Genomic DNA, 16,999 nt, shown 5'->3' with positions numbered 1-16,999 from the left:
GGCGCGGGCGCGGGCGCGGCCGCGGCCGGTCTGGCTGCCGCGCCGCCGCCGGCAACCTTGGCCAGCGCCAACGGCTTCTTCACGCCTTTGCTGTAAATCTCGGGCTGTTCGGCGCCGCTCACCGCCAGCAGGCCGATGGCGCCCTTGTTGAAGGCGCGGGTCAGCGAGTGGTCCACCAAGGTCAGGTTGCCCGGCACGCGCGGCGTGAATTCCACGATGGCCGAGCCCCCGGCCGGCACCATGGTCGTCTGCACCTGTTCCTGGTAGTGCAAGCCGCCTTCGGTGTACACCTTGTCGAAGATGGCGCCGATGACGTGGAAGCTGGACGTGATGTTCGGTCCGCCGACGCCGAAGAACAGGCGCACCTTCTCGTTGGTCTTGGCGGTCAGCGCGTTGGCGCCGGTCAGCGCGCCGTCGGCGCCGTTGAACACCACGTACGTCGGCTTCTCGTCGATCGCCTTCTGCAGGTCGAACGCTTGCGGGCCGGGCGCGCGGTAGGCGCCGGCGGTGTAGAAGTCGCCCTGCATCACATAGTATTCGCGGTCGACCCTGGACATCCCCTCCTTGGGCTCCACCAGAATCATGCCGTACATGCCGTTCGCCACGTGCATGCCGACCGGCGCGGTGGCGCAGTGATACACGTACAGGCCCGGATTCAGCGCCTTGAAGCTGAAGCTGGCCTCGTTGCCGGGTGCGATCAGGGTCTGCGCCGCGCCGCCGCCGGGACCGGTGACCGCGTGCAGGTCGATATTGTGGGGCAGCTTGTTGTCGGGCAGGTTGGACAGATGCAGCTCGACGGTGTCGCCTTCGCGCACCCGTATCATCTTGCCCGGCACCGTGCCGCCGAAAGTCCAGAAGGTGTAGCGCGTGCCCGGCGCGATCTCGCGCTCGACTTCCTCCACCGTCAGGTTGACCACCACGCGGGCCGGCGTCTTGCGGGTGATCTGCGGCGGCAGGCCCGGTGGCGCCACCAGTTCCTGGGTGATGACGGGCAGCGCCGGTTCGGCGAAACTTTGCGATACGGCCAGCAGCGCGGCGGCGGCGCCGGCTGCGGCAAGCTTGAATTGCGTTTTCATCTGATTCACCTTGTGGTTGTTTGCGATTGTTATTGCGCTGCTTGTTCCCCGGTGGCCAGGAAATCGATCACCACCTGTCCCGGCTCGCGCGAGACGTAGGTGATACGGATGTAAGGCCCGTAGCGGTGCTGGATCTGCGCCAGCAGGGGCAGCGGGTCGTGGTCGTTACAGAAGCGCATGGCTTCGCCGGGGTGCAGCGCTTCCAGCGCGCCAAAGATGGCGGCATGGCGGAAGCGCCGGGCAACGCCGCGCGCATCGAAGGGATAAATACCGCCGGGGATTTGAGGCGTCGAGCAATCGTGAGGCATGATGAAACTCCTTGGTTGGGATCGGAATCAGGCGCGGTCGGCGACCGCGGCGGTGCGGCCCTTGCGTGCGACCAGCAGGCGCCACGCGAACAGGGCCAGGAACAGGGTGCCGATGGCGAACACCACGTCGCCGGGTACGCGCAGCCATACCAGGGTTTCCATCAGCCTGGAATGGACGATCTCGGGCGAACGGGCGAACCACATGCCGTGTTCGACGCTGGCCCAGGCCTGGTAGATGCCGGCCGGGACCAGCGAGATGAACACCATCATGGCCAGGCCGATGTTCAGCAGCCAGAACATCGGGCGCAGCAGGGCGTCCGACCAGGCGGCGCGCTCGCTGAGGCCGCGCAGGCAGAACAGCAGCAGGCCGATGCCCAGCATGCCGTACACACCGAACAGGGCGGCGTGGCCGTGGGCCGGCGTCATGTTCAGGCCCTGCATGTAGTACAGCGCGATCGGGGTATTGATCGAGAAGCCCAGCAGGCCGGCGCCGACGGTGTTCCAGAAGCCCACGGCGATGAAGCACAGGATGGACCAGCGATAGGTGCTCACCCATGGGGCGGCGCGCAGGCGCTGATAGCTGCGCCATGCTTCGATGCCGATCATCGACAGCGGCACCACTTCCAGCGCCGAGAACATGGCGCCGATGGCGATCACGAAGGTGGGGGTGCCGGTGAAGTACAGGTGGTGCAGCGTGCCCAGGATGCCGCCGAACAGGAACACGATGGTTTCGGCGACGATCGCGCGGTTGGCCGAGGCGGCGCGGATCAGGCCCAGGCGGGTGAACAGCAGGGCGATGACGGCGGTGGCGAACACTTCGAAGAAGCCTTCCACCCACAGGTGCACCAGCCACCAGCGCCAGTACTCGATCATCGCATAGTGGGTATGGCGGCCCCAGGTCAGCGAGGTGGCGTAGAAGCCGCCGATGCACAGCGCCGACAGGAACACCATGGCGATCAGGCCGCGGCTTTCCGACGGTTTTTTCAGCGCCGGCCACAGCGCGCGGCCCAGCAGGGCGACCCACAGCAGCAGGCCGACGAACAGCAGGATCTGCCAGAGGCGGCCCATGCTGGTGAATTCCAGGCCCTGGTTGCCGAGCCAGAAGGCGAAGGCGCTGCCCTTGTGTTGCAGCGAGCCCAGCCAGCCCATGGCGGTGGAGCCGGCGACGATGAACAGTAGCGCGTAGAACAGGAAGTTCACGCCCAGCTTCTGGAAGCGCGGCTCGTGGCCGGAGATGGCCGGCGCGATGTACAGGCCGGTCGCCAGCCAGGCGGTGGCGATCCACAGCACGGCGAACTGGGTGTGGATGGTGCGGCTCACTACGAACGGCAGGATGTCGGCCAGCGGATAGCCGAAGAAGCTGTGGCCCTCGACCGCGTAGTGGGCGGTGATGGCGCCCATGCCGACCTGCGCCAGGATCAGCGCGATCACCACGAAGAAGTACTTCTTGGTGGCCTGCATCGACGGCGTGGCGCGCAGCTTGAACAGCGGGTCGGCTGGCGGCGGCGCCGGGTCGTCCTCTTCCTTGTCCCTGGCGTGGTTCATCACCATGGCCGCGATGGCGGCGATCATCAGGATCACGCTGGCGATGGACCAGATGCCGGCGCCGGTGGTGGGGCGGTTGCCGACCAGCGGTTCATGCGGCCAGTTGCTGGTGTAGCTCAGCATGCTGGCGCCGGGACGGTCGGTGGCGGCGGCCCAGGCCGACCAGAACACGAAGGCGGGCAGCGCCTTCAGGTCGGCCTGGTCGGGGATGGAACCGGCGTTCATCGCATATTGCACGCGCAGCTGTTCCAGGCTGGCGTCGTCGCCGAACAGGCCGATGTAATGGGCCGCCACCGCGCGCACGGCGGCGGCGCGCTCGGCCGACAGCACGATCACGCCGCGCGCGCCGTCATAGGTGTTGCGGCGCATCTCGTCCTGCAGGCTGGCGTTGAGCGCGGCCTGGCTGGCGTGGTCGAGATCCTCGAAGCGGGCGCGGTACTGCTGTTGCGCCCGGATGTCGCGCAGCGCCAGGGCTTCGCGGTGCAGCCAGTCGGCCGACCAGTCCGGGGCGACATAGCTGCCGTGGCCCCAGACGGTGCCGAGCTGCTGGCCGCCGGCCGCGAGCCAGGCTTGCTGGCCGCGGTCGACCTGGCCGGCGTCGAACAACACCTCGCCGTCGGCGCTGATGACTTGTTGGGGGATGGGTGGCTTCGCCAGGTAGATCTCGCTGCCCACCCAGCCGAGGACGGCGAAGGAGAGGGCGCAGATGATGGCGAGCCAGGTCCAGAGCTTGCGGGTAGCGTGCATGACGTTTTCCTTTTCTGGTGGCTGGATCGGATTGGATTGCCGGCGATTCTAGGCGGGCGGTTTAAACATGTATATTCGATCCTGATTTTTCTTGATCCAGGTTATGCGCGCTGCGGACGGAGGCGTGAATAATCGCTGTCATGCGACTGACACTCTTCACCAACTGCGCTTTGCGCACACTGATCTTCCTGGCGCGGCGGCGTCCCCACCGGAGCACCGTGGCGGAAATCGCCGCGCACTACGGCATCTCGCGCTGCCACCTGAGCAAAGTGGTGTACAGCCTGACGAAGCTTGGCGTGATCGGCTCGGTGCGCGGGCGCGGCGGCGGCATCGTGCTGGCGCTGCCGCCGCAGGAGATCCGCGTCGGCGCGGTGGTGCGCGCCAGCGAACCGGGCTTCGTCATGGCCGGCTGCTTCGAGGAACATGCGGCCGGCTGCCGCCGCAGCGGCGACTGCCGCCTGCAGGGCGCGCTGGCGCAGGCACTGGACGCTTACCTGGCCGCGCTGGACCGGGTGACCCTGGCCGAATTGGCGGACGGCTAGTCATTTCGGCCTATGCTCGTTTAGCCGTCGTACCGATGGTCACTTGCCGCGCCGCCGCGTACTCTGATGCCATCCCAATCCGGATCAGGAGCTTGAAGTGGCAAATCAAAACAAGGCAGTGCGCGTACTGGCCGGCAGCACGGTGGCTTTCACCATCTGCTTCATGGTCTGGATGATGTTCGCGGTGCTGGGCATCCCCATCAAGAAGATGCTGGGCCTGAACGAAACCGAATTCGGCCTGCTGGCCGCGATGCCGGTGCTGAGCGGATCGCTGGTGCGGGTGCCGCTCGGGATCTGGTGCGACAAATACGGCGGCCGCATCGTGTTCTTCCTGCTGATGCTGGTCACCGTGCCGCCCATCTACCTGATCGGCAAGGCCACCGCCTACTGGCAGTTCCTGGCGCTGGGCCTGTGCGTGGGCCTGGCCGGCGGCTCGTTCTCGGTCGGCACGCCGTACGTGGCGCGCTGGTTCTCGCAGCAGCGGCGCGGCCTGGCCATGGGCATTTTCGGCGCCGGCAATTCCGGCTCGGCGCTGACCAAGTTCGTGGCGCCGGCCATCATCGCGGCCTGGGGCTGGCAGGCGCTGCCCACGGTGTACGCGCTGACCATGCTGGCGACGGCGCTGCTGTTCTGGGCCGTCACCGCCAGCGACCCCGCGCACCTGAGCGGCGCCGGCGCCAGCTTCACGCAGCAGATCAAGGTGCTGAAGGACCGCCGCGTGTGGCGCTACTGCCAGTATTACTCGGTGGTGTTCGGCGGCTACGTCGGGCTGGCGCTGTGGATGACCAAGTACTACGTGGGCGAATACGGCTACGACCTGAAGCTGGCGGCGCTGCTGGCGGCCTGCTTCTCGCTGCCGGGCGGCGTGCTGCGCGCGCTGGGCGGCTGGATCTCGGACCGCTACGGCGCCTACCAGGTCACCTGGTGGGTGATGTGGGTGTGCTGGGTGTGCTTCTTCCTGCTGTCCTATCCGCCGACGGCGATGGTGGTGCAGACCACGCGCGGCCCGCTGTCGCTGCACCTGGCGCTCAACCCCTGGATGTTCACCGCGCTGCTGTTCGTGGTCGGCACCGCGATGGCGATCGGCAAGGCCTCGGTGTTCAAGTTCATCGCCGACGACTTCAGCGACAACATCGGCGCCGTCTCGGGCGTGGTCGGCCTGGCCGGCGGCCTGGGCGGCTTCATCCTGCCCATCCTGTTCGGCGCGCTGCTGGACCTGACCGGTGTGCGCTCCAGCGCCTTCATGCTGTTGTACGGCACCGTGTGCGTGTCGCTGGTGTGGATGCACTACTCGTTCCGGCCCGCCGCGGCTTCGGGCGCGGCGCCGCAAGCTGTCTGAATAACCCAAGGAGAAAACAATGAGCAAATACATGATCAGCACCTGGGAGCCGGAGAGTCCGGCGTTCTGGGGCAGCGGCGGGCGCAGCACGGCCAACCGCAACCTGTGGATCTCGATCCCGGCGCTGGCGCTGGCCTTCGCCGTGTGGATGGTGTGGAGCGTGGTGGTGGTGAACCTGCCGGCGATCGGCTTCAAGTACAGCACCAACCAGCTGTTCTGGCTGACCGCGCTGCCCGGCCTGTCGGGCGCCACGCTGCGCATCTTCTACTCGTTCATGGTGCCCATCTTCGGCGGGCGCAAGTGGACCACCATTTCCACCGCCTCGCTGCTGATCCCGGCCATCGGCATCGGCTACGCGGTGCAGGACCTGAGCACCGGCTATCCGACCATGCTGATCCTGGCGCTGCTGTGCGGCTTCGGCGGCGGCAACTTCGCCTCGTCCATGGCCAACATCAGCTTCTTCTTCCCCAAGGCGCAGAAGGGCTATGCGCTGGGCATGAACGCCGGCCTGGGCAACCTCGGCGTGTCGGTGGTGCAGTTCGTGGTGCCGCTGGTGATCACCGCCGGCGTGTTCGGCGCCCTCGGCGGCCAGCCGCAGACGGCGCTCAAGGCGGGCGTCAGCAGCACCATGTGGTTGCAGAACGCCGGCTTCATCTGGGTGCCCTTCATCGTCATCAGCAGCCTGCTGGCCTGGACCGGCATGAATGACCTGGCCTCGGCCAAGGCCTCGTTCGCCGACCAGGCGGTGATCTTCAAGCGCAAGCACAACTGGCTGATGTGCTGGCTGTACACCGGCACCTTCGGTTCCTTCATCGGTTACTCGGCCGCCTTCCCGCTGTTGATCAAGACCGCCTTCCCGGACGTCAACCCGCTGCAGTTCGCCTTCCTCGGCCCGCTGGTGGGCGCGGTGGCGCGCGTGCTGGGCGGGATCATCGCCGACAAGCTGGGCGGCGCCCGCGTCACGCTGTGGACCTTCGTCGGCATGGTGGCCGCCGTGTATGGCGTGATCGGCTTCCTGCCGCACGGCGACGCGGCCGGCAGCTTCCAGGGCTTCTTCTGGATGTTCATGCTGCTGTTCGCCGGCACCGGCGCCGGCAACGCCTCGACCTTCCGCATGATACCGGTGATCTTCATGACCGAGCGCCAGCGCGCCGCGGCCGGCCAGCCGGCCGCCGTGCAACAGCAGGCGGTGGTGGACGCCAACCGGGAAAGCGCCGCCGTGCTGGGCTTCACCTCGGCGGTGGCGGCCTACGGCGCCTTCTTCATCCCGAAGAGCTACGGCACCTCGATCGCGCTGACCGGCAGCGCCGACGCCGCGCTGTGGTGCTTCATCGGCTTTTACCTGAGCTGCATCGCCATCACCTGGTGGTGCTATGCCCGCAAGAACGCGGCCATGCCGTGCTGACCGGCCGATGGGGCCAGACGGGGTGAAAATGGACCGGAACAGGATCAAAGTCCAGGATTTCCTGGCCAGGGTCCCGCTGTTTAATTCGATGGGGCCGGAGGAGCTGAGCCGCATCGCGCTTGGCACCACCGAGCTGCGGGTCGAGCGGGGCGACATGATCTTCCAGCGCGGCGATCCGTGCGAGGGCTTCCACCAGGTGCTGTACGGCCAGGTCAAGCTGTCGTTCACCTCGTCCTCGGGGGTGGAGAAGGTGATTGAACTGATCGGGCCGGGCGGCAGTTTCGGCGAAGCCCTGATGTTCATGGGCCGGCCCTACATCGTGTCGGCCCAGGCCATGGAGGACAGCCTGCTGCTGCACGTGGCCAAGCCGGCCATCTACCGCGAGATCGCCAGCGACCCCGAGTTCGCGTGCAAGATGCTGGCCGGCCTGAGCCAGCGCATGCATGGCCTGATGTGCGACATGGAGTCGTACGCGCTGCGCAGCGGCACCCAGCGCGTGGCCGCCTACCTGCTCAAGGAAGTGCCGGAGCAGGGCGCGGCGCAATTCACGCTGCCGACCACCAAGGCGGTGCTGGCCTCGCGGCTGAGCCTGACCCCCGAGCATTTCTCGCGCATCCTGGCCGATCTCAGCGCGCAGCATCTGATCGCCTTCAAGGGCCGCACCATCGACGTCCTCGATGCGGCGGGTCTGCGCGATTGCGCGGGATGAGGAGGCGCCATGCGTGACATCGAAAAATTCATCAGCGGCTTCTGCCGCTTCCAGCAACAATATTTCAACGACCGGCCGGCGCTGTATGGCAGCCTGCGCGGGGGACAGCGTCCCGCCACCTTGCTGATCGGCTGCTGCGACTCGCGGGTCGATCCCTTACTGCTGACCGGCGGCGATCCCGGCGATCTGTTCGTGGTGCGGAATATCGCCAACCTGGTGCCTCCCTGCACACCCGACGCCTCGGCCGGCGTCAGCTCGGCGATCGAGTTTGCCGTGTGCGAGCTGGAGGTCGAGCGCGTCATCGTGCTCGGGCATGCGCGCTGCGGCGGCATCCGCGCCCTGATGGCGCCGCGCGAGGTGCGGCGCGAGACGGATTTTGTCGGCCAGTGGATGCGCATCGCCCGTCCGGTGGCCGAGCGCGTGCAGCGCGAGCTGGCGCACCGCGACAGCGACGCCCGCCATCACGCCTGCGAACTGGCCAGCATTTTGCTGTCGCTGGATAACCTGCTGACCTATCCCTGGCTGAAGCGCCGTGTCGACCAGGGCCTGCTCAAGCTTCACGGTTGGTACTTCGATCTGGAGAGTGGGGCGCTGCTGGCGTACTCGGCGCGCCGGCAGCAGTTCCTGCCGCTGGTGTGTCCGCTGCCGGCGCGTTGAGGCCGAACGACTCCCAGCCTTCGCCGAACAGCTCGTAGGGGTGCTGGACACGGTCGGCGCCGTTGCCGCAGGCCAGATCGCCGGCCGGACAATAGCGGTCGCATCCCCAGCAGATCGATTCCGGCTTGGCCGGACGCAGTGGGAAGATCTTGGCCATGGCGTCAGGCCTGGCGCAGCAGTTCGCCGTCGCGGTCGAAGGCCAGCAACTGGGTCATGCGGCCCTCGCGCACCAGCTGTATCATGCGCCGCAACGCCTGCTCGACGCGGCTGGCGTCGCGCGGCTCGCTCGCCAGCGACGTCACCAGCATCACGTCCCACGGCTGGCCCATGCTGTCGGCTTCGCCGGCCAGCTGGCCGAAGCTCTGTACCGCGGCGGCCGCTTTATCGACACACAGGGTGGGAACCAGCGTCACGCGCGGCTGCGCGCCCGGCGCGGTGTCGGGTTCCGGTTCGGCGCGGGCAAAGGCCAGCAGCAGGGTTTGCGGTTCCGCCTGGGCGCCGGCGGCCGACAACAGGTCTTCAAAAGTGCTGATGTGCATCGGCGTTCTCCTCTCGTTGTGGCGGCCGGTTTGCCGCCTGGGCGTATGTATACCGCGCCGCCCGCGGTTTGCCCACTGGCAGTAAGAACTAGGCCGCCTAGTCCTTTTGCCGCGTCCCATGCCGGAAAAACTTGCGCTGGATCATGGCGCGCCGGCCGCGCGGCCCGCCACAATGGCCGCGAAAGGAGAATCACATGGACTGCAAATACCTATGGGCCGGCCTGGCCCTGGCCGCCACGGCGGCGCTGGCATCGGCGCCCTACCGGACGGCGGAGGGCGAGCCGATCCGCCCGCGCCTGGCGTCCGCCGACGACGCCTGCCGGCAGGGGCCGGCGCGGGTGATCGGGCGGATACGCTATGACAGCGGGCTGGAGCTCGACTACTGCGGCCTGCCGGCGATGTTCGAACAGCTGGTGGCGATGGAGCAGCCGGGATTGATACGCGCGGCCAGCGTGCGCATGGACGATGGCCGCTGGCAGGACGTCCGCCGGCTCCGCTACCGGCGCGACGCCGCGGCGTGGCGCGCCTACCACGAGGCGGCGCCGGCGGGCACGGCGTCGACCACCTACCAGCAGCTGCTGCAGGCTTGCGCGCGGCGCAATTGCGGCAACGGCTAGTCATTTGGAACTAGGCCGCCTAGTCCTTCTCGCCGCCGCCGGCGGCCTTCTTGCCGATACCCATGGGCGGCGGCGCTCCGTAGACTGCACTCATTGTCGCCTGAGGAGCTAGCATGAGTCACTTTCTGGACCGCCTGAAGTTTTTCAACAAGACCACGTCGACCTTCGCCGACGGCCACGGCGCCGTCGTCCATGAGGACCGCACCTGGGAGAACGCCTACCGCCAACGCTGGCAGCACGACAAGATCGTGCGTTCGACCCACGGCGTGAACTGCACCGGCTCCTGCAGCTGGAAGGTCTATGTCAAGAACGGTTTGATCACCTGGGAAACCCAGCAGACCGATTATCCCCGCACCCGTCCCGACCTGCCCAACCACGAACCGCGCGGCTGCCCGCGCGGCGCCAGCTATTCCTGGTACGTGTATTCGGCGCAGCGCGTGAAGTACCCGATGGTGCGCGGCCGCCTGATGGAGATGTGGCGCGAGGCGCGCCGGCGCATGGACCCGGTCGCGGCCTGGGAATACGTCAGCCAGGACCCCGAGCGCGCCCGCCAGTACAAGTCGGTGCGCGGCCTGGGCGGTTTCGTGCGCGCCAGCTGGGATGAGGCCAACGAGATGATCGCCGCCGCCAACGCGCTGACCATCAAGAAGTACGGCCCGGACCGCATCGTCGGCTTCTCGCCGATTCCCGCCATGTCCATGGTCAGCTACGCGGCCGGCACGCGCTACCTGTCGCTGATCGGCGGCGTGGCGCTCAGCTTCTACGACTGGTATTGCGACCTGCCGCCGGCCAGCCCGCAGATCTGGGGCGAGCAGACCGACGTGCCGGAATCGGCCGACTGGTACAACTCGACCTACCTGATGGTGTGGGGTTCCAACGTGCCGATGACGCGCACGCCCGACGCCCACTTCTACACCGAGGTGCGCTACAAGGGCACCAAGACCGTGGCCGTGTCCTCGGACTTCGGCGAGATGGCCAAGTTCGGCGACATCTGGCTGGCGCCCAAGCAGGGCACCGACGCCGCGCTGGCCATGGCCATGGGCCACGTGATCCTGAAGGAATACCATACCGCCGCGCAGTCGGCCTACTTCAACGAATACGCCCGGCAGTATACCGACTTCCCGATGCTGGTGCTGCTGAAGGACCACCAGGGCACGCTGGCGCCGGACTACTTCCTGCGCGCCTCGCACCTGGACAACAACCTGGACGAGAGCAACAACCCGGAATGGAAAACCCTGGTGATCGACGAGGCCAGCGGCCGCATCGTGGCGCCGGCCGGTTCGATCGGCTTCCGCTGGGGCGAGAGCGGCAAGTGGAACCTGGAGATGAAGGAGGGCGGCAACGGCGCCCCGGTGCATCCGCGGTTGTCGCTGCTGGGCCGCGGCGACGACGTGGTGGCGGTGGGCTTCCCTTACTTCGGCGGCCAGGACGCGGGCGAGCTGTTGCCGCGTAACGTGCCGGTCAAGCGCATCACGCTGGCCGACGGCAGCAGCGCGCTGGTGGCCACCGTGTTCGACCTGACCATGGCCAACTACGGCATCGACCGCGGCCTGGGCGGCGGCAACGTCGCGGCCAGCTACGCGGACGACGTGCCCTACACCCCGGCCTGGCAGGAAAAGCACACCGGCGTCAAGGCGGCGGACGTGATCACCGTCGCCCGCCAGTTCGCCGACAACGCCGACCGCACGCGCGGCAAGAGCATGGTGATCGTCGGCGCCGCGCTGAACCACTGGTATCACATGGACATGACCTACCGCGGCATCATCAACATGCTGATGATGTGCGGCTGCATCGGCCAGTCGGGCGGCGGCTGGGCGCACTACGTGGGCCAGGAAAAGCTGCGCCCGCAGACCGGCTGGACGCCGCTGGCCTTCGCCCAGGACTGGAACCGTCCGATGCGGCAGATGAACGGCACCTCCTTCTTCTACAACCACACCAGCCAGTGGCGCCACGAGAAGCTGCACACCGGCGAAATCGCCTCGCCGCTGGCCGGCGCCGACGTCGCGCCGATGTCGCTGCTGGACTACAACGCCAAGGCCGAACGCATGGGCTGGCTGCCGTCGGCGCCGCAGTTGCAGACCAATCCGCTGGAGGTGACGCGCGCCGCCGCGGACGCCGGCGCCAAGCCGGTCGATTACGCGGTCGAGCAGATCCGCCAGGGCAAGCTGGGCTTTTCCTGCGACGATCCGGACAACCCGGCCAACTTCCCGCGCAATATGTTCGTGTGGCGCTCCAACATCCTGGGCAGCTCGGGCAAGGGACACGAGTACTTCCTCAAGTATTTGCTGGGCACCCAGAACGCGCTGATGAGCGACGAGGACGAGTGCATCAAGCCGCGCGACGTCAAGGTGCGCCCGGCCGCCGAGGGCAAGCTGGACCTGCTGGTGGTGCTGGATTTCCGCATGTCCACCACCTGCCTGTACGGCGACATCGTGCTGCCGACCGCCACCTGGTACGAGAAGGACGACCTCAACACCTCGGACATGCACCCCTTCATCCACCCGCTGTCGGAAGCCGTGCAGCCGCTGTGGCAGTCGCGCTCGGACTGGGAGATCTACAAGGGCATCGCCAAAAAGTTCGAGGAAATCGGCGGCGCCTACCTGGGCAAGCAGCAGGATCTGGTGCTGACGCCGCTGATGCACGACACCCCGGGCGAACTGGGCCAGCCCTTCGATCCGAAAGACTGGCGCGCCGGCGAGTGCGAGCCCATCCCCGGCAAGACCATGCCCAACTTCACCGTGGTGGAGCGCGACTATACGCAGATTTACCAGAAGTACACCTCGATCGGCCCGCTGCTGGAATCGATCGGCAACGGCGGCAAGGGCATCAGCTGGAAGACCGGCCATGAAGTCGACATCCTGCGCGGCATCAACCGCACCGTGACCCGCGACGGCGTGGCCCACGGCCAGCCGCGCCTGGAGACGGCGATCGACGCCGCCGAGATGATCCTGTCGCTGGCGCCGGAAACCAACGGCCACGTGGCGGTCAAGGCCTGGGACGCCTTGTCGAAGATCACGGGCCGCGACCACACCCACCTGGCGCTGCCGCGCGAGCATGACAGCATCCGCTTCCGCGACGTGCAGGCGCAGCCGCGCAAGATCATCTCCTCGCCGACCTGGTCGGGGCTGGAATCGGAAGAGGTCAGCTACAACGCCTGCTACACCAACGTGCATGAGCTGATTCCATGGCGCACCCTGACCGGCCGCCAGCAGTTCTACCAGGATCACCGCTGGATGCGCGACTTCGGCGAGGGCCTGTGCGTGTACAAGCCGGCCATCAACACCAAGACCACGGCCGCCATGCTGGGCGCCAAGCCGAACGGCAACAAGGAGATCGCGCTGAACTTCATCACGCCGCACCAGAAGTGGGGTATCCACTCCACCTACTCGGACAACCTGCGCATGCTGACGCTGTCGCGCGGCGGGCCGCACGTGTGGCTGTCGGAAGTGGACGCGCAGGCGGCCGGCATCGTCGACAACGACTGGATCGAGGTGTTCAACGTCAACGGCACGCTGACCGCGCGCGCCATCGTCAGCCAGCGGGTGCCGCAGGGGATGACCCTGATGTACCACGCCCAGGAAAAGATCATCAACGTGCCCGGCGCGGAACAGTCGGGCAAGCGCGGCGGCATCCACAACTCGGTGACCCGCGCCGTGACCAAGCCGACCCACATGATAGGCGGCTACGCCCAGCTGTCGTGGGGCTTCAATTACTACGGCACGGTCGGCTCCAACCGCGATGAATTCGTGTTGGTGCGCAAGATGAACAAGGTCGAGTGGCTGGACGGCCCTTTGAAATAAGAACGGAGCGATAGATGAAAATCAGAGCACAAATCGGCATGGTGCTGAATCTCGACAAATGTATCGGCTGTCACACCTGCTCGGTCACCTGCAAGAACGTGTGGACCAGCCGCGACGGCGTGGAATACGCCTGGTTCAACAACGTCGAGACCAAGCCGGGCATCGGCTATCCCAAGCACTGGGAAGACCAGGACAAATGGAACGGCGGCTGGCGCCGCACGGAGAATGGCAAGATCGAACCGCGCCAGGGCAGCCGCCTGAAGATCCTGGCGCAGATCTTCGCCAATCCCAACCTGCCGCAGATCGACGAGTACTACGAGCCGTTCACCTACGATTACGAGCACCTGCAGCACGCGCCGCTGATGCAGACGCCGCCGACCGCGCGCCCGATCTCCGTCATCACCGGCAAGAAGATGGACAAGATCGAGTGGGGACCGAACTGGGAGGACGACCTGGGCGGCGAATTCGCCCAGCGCGGCAAGGACAAGCTGTTCGAGAACGTGCAGAAGGAAATGTACAGCACGTTCGAAAACACCTTCATGATGTATCTGCCGCGCCTGTGCGAGCACTGCCTGAACCCGACCTGCGTGGCGTCCTGCCCGTCGGGATCGGTGTACAAGCGCGAGGACGACGGCATCGTGCTGATCGACCAGGACAAGTGCCGCGGCTGGCGCATGTGCATCTCCGGCTGCCCGTACAAGAAGATTTATTACAACTGGTCGTCGGGCAAGGCGGAGAAATGCACCTTCTGCTATCCGCGCATCGAGGCTGGCCAGCCGACCGTGTGTTCGGAAACCTGCGTCGGCCGCATCCGCTATCTGGGCGTGCTGCTGTACGACGCCGACAAGATCGAGGCCGCCGCCTCGGTGGCCGATCCGCGCGACCTGTATCCGTCGCAGCTGGAGTTGTTCCTCGATCCGCACGACCCCGAGGTGATCGCCGAGGCGCGCCGCCAGGGCATTCCGGATTCCTGGCTGGAATCGGCCCAGCGCTCGCCGGTGTACAAGATGGCGGTGGAGTGGAAGGTGGCCTTCCCGCTGCATCCCGAGTACCGCACGCTGCCGATGGTGTGGTACATCCCGCCGCTGTCGCCGATCCAGTCGGCCGCCGAGGCGGGCCACCTGGGCCGCAACGGCATCCTGCCCGACACCGCCAGCCTGCGCATCCCGCTGCAGTACCTGGCCAACCTGCTGACGGCGGGTGACCAACTGCCGGTGATCAAGGCGCTGGACCGCATGCTGGCGATGCGCGCCTACATGCGAGGCAAGAGCGTGGACGGCAAGCCGGACCTGGAGGCGATCAAGCAGGTCGGCCTGGCGGCCGAGACGGTGGAGGACATGTACCACATCATGGCCATCGCCAATTACGAAGACCGCTTCGTGATCCCGAGCAGCCACAAAGAGATGGCCGAGGACAGCTTCAACGAGAAGGGCAGCTGCGGCTTCAGCTTCGGCAACGGCTGCTCGGACGGCGTCAGTGACGCCAGCCTGTTCGGCAAACGCAAGCACGGTTCGGAAATCTTCATGATGATGCCGAAGTCGCGCAAGAAAAAGGAGGGCGCCGATGTCTAATCCAGGCTACCAGGTATTGTCGGCGCTGCTGCTGTATCCGGAGGCGGAATTGCAGGCCGGGCGCGGCGCGCTGGAACGCGTGCTGCTGGACCGGCTGCCGGCGTGGCACGCGGCGCTGGGCGAGCTGTTCAGCCACATCGCCGCGACCCCGCTGATCGAGTTGCAGCAGCAGTATGTGCAGACCTTCGACCGCAACCCCTCGCATTCGCTGCATCTGTTCGAGCATATCCACGGCGAGTCGCGCGACCGCGGCCAGGCCATGGTGGACCTGATGGCGGAATACCGCCGCCATGGCCTGCAGATGGTGGGCGACGACCTGCCGGACTACGTGCCGCTGTTCCTGGAATTCCTGTCGCAGCAGAGCGCGCGGGAGGTGGAGCCGCTGCTGGCCGACGCCATCCACGTGCTGGCCCACATCGGCCGCAAGCTGCGCGCCAACGGCAGCCCGTACGCCTGCGTATTCGAACTGCTGCGGCGGCAGACGGCGGTACAGGCCGAGGAATTGAGCGAGCCGCCGGTGCGCGACATGGACGAGGCGCTGGAAACCTTCGGCCCCGGCGCCGACGGCATCGAGCCGCTGCTGGGCGCCAAGGGCATGCCGCCCGGCGGCGCCCACCCGATCAACTTTTATCCCAGGGCGGCCGCGTCGCGGCAACCCTGAAGGAGAGCGCAATGAACTACCTGCACCAATTCCTGTTCGGGATTTATCCCTACATCGCGCTGGCGATCTTCTTCCTCGGCAGCCTGATACGCTTCGACCGCGAGCAGTACAGCTGGAAGTCCGAATCCAGCCAGACCCTCCACACCGGCCTGCTGCGCCTTGGCAGCCCCTTGTTCCACCTCGGCGTGCTGGGCCTGTTCTTCGGCCACGCGGCCGGCCTGCTGACCCCCGTGTGGGTGTGGGACACGCTGGGCGTCAGCCACAGCGTCAAGCAGCTGGTGGCCATGAGCGCCGGCGGCCTGATGGGCTCGATCTGCCTGATCGGCCTGCTGATGCTGGCGGCGCGCCGCCTGGGCAACGAGCGGGTGCGCGCCCGCACCACCTTCAGGGACAAGCTGGTGCTGGGCTGGCTGCTGGCGACCCTGCTGCTGGGCCTGAGCACCATCTTCGCCTCCGCCTCGCACCTGGACGGCCACATGATGGTGCAACTGATGGGCTGGGCCCAGCACCTGCTGACCTTCCGCGGCGACGCCGCCGCCCTGATCGCCGACGCGCCGCTGATCTTCAAGCTGCACCTGTTCATGGGCATGTCGCTGTTCACGATCTTCCCGTTCACCCGCCTGGTGCACGTGTGGAGCGGCTTTGGCGCGCTGGGCTACCTGAGCCGCGCCTACCAACTGGTGCGTTCGCGCTGAGGAGAACGACATGGGCATCGCAGTCAACGGCGTCGATATCGACGACAGCGCCATCGCGGCGGAAATCGGCCACCACCAGCAGGCGGACAACCCGCTGCGGCAGGCCGTCCATGAGGTGGTGCTGCGCCAGGTGCTGCTGCACGAGGCGCAGCGGCTGGGCGTGCACGGCGAGGGCGAGGACGAGCGCATCGAGGCGCTGTTCCAGCGCGAAGTGCGGGTGCCGCAGGCCGACGAGCAGGCTTGTCTGCGTTACTACCTGGCGCAGGCCGAGCGTTTCCGCAGCGGCGACCTGGTGGAGGCGCGCCACATCCTGTTCCAGGTGACGCCGGCGGCGCCGCTGACGCTGTTGCGGCATACGGCCGAGGCGGTACTGGCCGAGCTGCAGGCCCGGCCCGGGCGTTTCGAGGAACTGGCGGCGCAGTATTCCAACTGCCCGTCCGGCGCCATCGGCGGCAACCTGGGGCAGCTCGGCCGCGGCCAATGCGTGCCGGAGTTCGAGGAACTGCTGTTCCGGCTGCGGCCGGGCGAACTGGCGGGGCGGCTGCTGGAGACGCGCTTCGGCCTGCACATCGTGCAGGTACGGCGCCGTATCGAGGGCGCGCCGGTCCCGTTCGAGACGGTGCGGGCGCAGATCGCCGACGAACTCCAGCGCGCCGCCTGGCAGCGGGCGCTGCACCAGTACCTGCACCTGCTGGTCGGCCGGGCCAGGATCGACGGGGTGGAGCTGGGCGGCGCGACCTCGCCGCTGGTGCAATAGTGAATAGTCAATAGGCATAAAGGACTAGGCG

16 protein-coding genes are annotated in these 16,999 nt (G+C 67.0%); 11 read left to right on the top strand and 5 right to left on the bottom strand.

Translation table 11 applies throughout. The annotated features are described in order from the left end of the window. From nirK to GM676_RS09660, 3 genes are all read right to left on the bottom strand, one after another. A partial coding sequence (nirK, locus tag GM676_RS09670) for a copper-containing nitrite reductase (protein ID WP_155463319.1) occupies positions 1 to 1,076 on the bottom strand: 1,076 nt, incomplete at its 3' end. A 29-nt stretch (positions 1,077 to 1,105) separates the two neighbouring features. Continuing rightward, positions 1,106 to 1,384 (bottom strand): DUF2249 domain-containing protein, encoded by a 279-nt coding sequence (locus tag GM676_RS09665; RefSeq protein ID WP_155463318.1) that lies wholly within the window; start codon positions 1,382 to 1,384, stop codon positions 1,106 to 1,108. 27 nt (positions 1,385 to 1,411) lie between these two features. Beyond that, entirely contained in the window at positions 1,412 to 3,676 is a 2,265-nt protein-coding gene (locus tag GM676_RS09660) for a nitric-oxide reductase large subunit (RefSeq protein WP_155463317.1), read from the bottom strand. Between the two features lie 140 nt (positions 3,677 to 3,816). Between GM676_RS09660 and GM676_RS09655 the strand changes: the two genes are divergently transcribed. The 5 genes from GM676_RS09655 to GM676_RS09635 all read left to right on the top strand — a co-directional run bounded on the left by GM676_RS09655 (position 3,817) and on the right by GM676_RS09635 (position 8,328). Further along, positions 3,817 to 4,218, top strand: coding sequence for an RrF2 family transcriptional regulator (locus GM676_RS09655; RefSeq protein WP_155463316.1), 402 nt, complete (start codon positions 3,817 to 3,819; stop codon positions 4,216 to 4,218). Positions 4,219 to 4,381: 163 nt separating this feature from the next. Next, on the top strand, positions 4,382 to 5,557 hold the full coding sequence (locus GM676_RS09650; protein WP_229262614.1) for an MFS transporter: 1,176 nt from the start codon (positions 4,382 to 4,384) through the stop codon (positions 5,555 to 5,557). A gap of 19 nt (positions 5,558 to 5,576) precedes the next feature. Beyond that, positions 5,577 to 6,962 (top strand): NarK family nitrate/nitrite MFS transporter, encoded by a 1,386-nt coding sequence (locus tag GM676_RS09645; protein WP_155463315.1) that lies wholly within the window; start codon positions 5,577 to 5,579, stop codon positions 6,960 to 6,962. A 28-nt stretch (positions 6,963 to 6,990) separates the two neighbouring features. Continuing rightward, positions 6,991 to 7,671: a Crp/Fnr family transcriptional regulator gene (locus GM676_RS09640; RefSeq protein WP_155463314.1), complete on the top strand. Its 681-nt coding sequence runs from the start codon at positions 6,991 to 6,993 to the stop codon at positions 7,669 to 7,671. Between the two features lie 9 nt (positions 7,672 to 7,680). Beyond that, complete coding sequence (locus GM676_RS09635; RefSeq protein ID WP_155463313.1) at positions 7,681 to 8,328, top strand: carbonic anhydrase; 648 nt, start codon at positions 7,681 to 7,683, stop codon at positions 8,326 to 8,328. Here GM676_RS09635 and GM676_RS09630 read toward each other — a convergent pair. After that, complete coding sequence (locus GM676_RS09630) at positions 8,222 to 8,485, bottom strand: DUF3079 domain-containing protein (protein WP_155463312.1); 264 nt, start codon at positions 8,483 to 8,485, stop codon at positions 8,222 to 8,224. The two genes, GM676_RS09635 and GM676_RS09630, sit on opposite strands and share 107 nt — an antisense overlap. 4 nt (positions 8,486 to 8,489) lie before the next feature. Continuing rightward, positions 8,490 to 8,867: a hypothetical protein gene (locus GM676_RS09625; protein ID WP_155463311.1), complete on the bottom strand. Its 378-nt coding sequence runs from the start codon at positions 8,865 to 8,867 to the stop codon at positions 8,490 to 8,492. A gap of 194 nt (positions 8,868 to 9,061) precedes the next feature. Between GM676_RS09625 and GM676_RS09620 the strand changes: the two genes are divergently transcribed. From GM676_RS09620 to GM676_RS09595, 6 genes are all read left to right on the top strand, one after another. After that, positions 9,062 to 9,484 carry a hypothetical protein gene (locus GM676_RS09620; RefSeq protein ID WP_155463310.1) on the top strand — a complete coding sequence of 141 codons (423 nt, stop codon included), beginning with the start codon at positions 9,062 to 9,064 and terminating at the stop codon, positions 9,482 to 9,484. 113 nt (positions 9,485 to 9,597) lie between these two features. Beyond that, positions 9,598 to 13,284 carry a nitrate reductase subunit alpha gene (locus tag GM676_RS09615; RefSeq protein ID WP_155463309.1) on the top strand — a complete coding sequence of 1,229 codons (3,687 nt, stop codon included), beginning with the start codon at positions 9,598 to 9,600 and terminating at the stop codon, positions 13,282 to 13,284. A 14-nt stretch (positions 13,285 to 13,298) separates the two neighbouring features. After that, positions 13,299 to 14,855, top strand: coding sequence for a nitrate reductase subunit beta (gene narH / locus GM676_RS09610; protein ID WP_155463308.1), 1,557 nt, complete (start codon positions 13,299 to 13,301; stop codon positions 14,853 to 14,855). Next, positions 14,848 to 15,516: a nitrate reductase molybdenum cofactor assembly chaperone gene (gene narJ / locus GM676_RS09605; RefSeq protein WP_155463307.1), complete on the top strand. Its 669-nt coding sequence runs from the start codon at positions 14,848 to 14,850 to the stop codon at positions 15,514 to 15,516. The genes narH and narJ overlap by 8 nt, the downstream gene beginning before the upstream one ends. Before the next feature lie 11 nt (positions 15,517 to 15,527). Then, on the top strand, positions 15,528 to 16,211 hold the full coding sequence (gene narI / locus GM676_RS09600; protein WP_155463306.1) for a respiratory nitrate reductase subunit gamma: 684 nt from the start codon (positions 15,528 to 15,530) through the stop codon (positions 16,209 to 16,211). A 10-nt stretch (positions 16,212 to 16,221) separates the two neighbouring features. Continuing rightward, positions 16,222 to 16,968 carry a peptidylprolyl isomerase gene (locus tag GM676_RS09595; protein ID WP_155463305.1) on the top strand — a complete coding sequence of 249 codons (747 nt, stop codon included), beginning with the start codon at positions 16,222 to 16,224 and terminating at the stop codon, positions 16,966 to 16,968. Positions 16,969 to 16,999: the final 31 nt, after the last annotated feature.

The sequence above is a fragment of the Duganella radicis genome, from assembly GCF_009720825.1.
Taxonomy (GTDB): Bacteria; Pseudomonadota; Gammaproteobacteria; order Burkholderiales; family Burkholderiaceae_D; genus Rugamonas; species Rugamonas radicis.
This window is presented reverse-complemented; position numbering and strand designations above follow the sequence as displayed.

Bases quoted from the DNA above. Each gene is read 5' to 3' on its own strand.
- GM676_RS09665 (WP_155463318.1), bottom strand. From the start codon at position 1,384: ATGCCTCACGATTGCTCGACGCCTCAAATCCCCGGCGGTATTTATCCC.
- GM676_RS09660 (WP_155463317.1), bottom strand. From the start codon at position 3,676: ATGCACGCTACCCGCAAGCTCTGGACCTGGCTCGCCATCATCTGCGCC.
- GM676_RS09655 (WP_155463316.1), top strand. From the start codon at position 3,817: ATGCGACTGACACTCTTCACCAACTGCGCTTTGCGCACACTGATCTTC.
- GM676_RS09650 (WP_229262614.1), top strand. From the start codon at position 4,382: ATGGTCTGGATGATGTTCGCGGTGCTGGGCATCCCCATCAAGAAGATG.
- GM676_RS09645 (WP_155463315.1), top strand. From the start codon at position 5,577: ATGAGCAAATACATGATCAGCACCTGGGAGCCGGAGAGTCCGGCGTTC.
- GM676_RS09640 (WP_155463314.1), top strand. From the start codon at position 6,991: ATGGACCGGAACAGGATCAAAGTCCAGGATTTCCTGGCCAGGGTCCCG.
- GM676_RS09635 (WP_155463313.1), top strand. From the start codon at position 7,681: ATGCGTGACATCGAAAAATTCATCAGCGGCTTCTGCCGCTTCCAGCAA.
- GM676_RS09630 (WP_155463312.1), bottom strand. From the start codon at position 8,485: ATGGCCAAGATCTTCCCACTGCGTCCGGCCAAGCCGGAATCGATCTGC.
- GM676_RS09625 (WP_155463311.1), bottom strand. From the start codon at position 8,867: ATGCACATCAGCACTTTTGAAGACCTGTTGTCGGCCGCCGGCGCCCAG.
- GM676_RS09620 (WP_155463310.1), top strand. From the start codon at position 9,062: ATGGACTGCAAATACCTATGGGCCGGCCTGGCCCTGGCCGCCACGGCG.
- GM676_RS09615 (WP_155463309.1), top strand. From the start codon at position 9,598: ATGAGTCACTTTCTGGACCGCCTGAAGTTTTTCAACAAGACCACGTCG.
- narH (WP_155463308.1), top strand. From the start codon at position 13,299: ATGAAAATCAGAGCACAAATCGGCATGGTGCTGAATCTCGACAAATGT.
- narJ (WP_155463307.1), top strand. From the start codon at position 14,848: ATGTCTAATCCAGGCTACCAGGTATTGTCGGCGCTGCTGCTGTATCCG.
- narI (WP_155463306.1), top strand. From the start codon at position 15,528: ATGAACTACCTGCACCAATTCCTGTTCGGGATTTATCCCTACATCGCG.
- GM676_RS09595 (WP_155463305.1), top strand. From the start codon at position 16,222: ATGGGCATCGCAGTCAACGGCGTCGATATCGACGACAGCGCCATCGCG.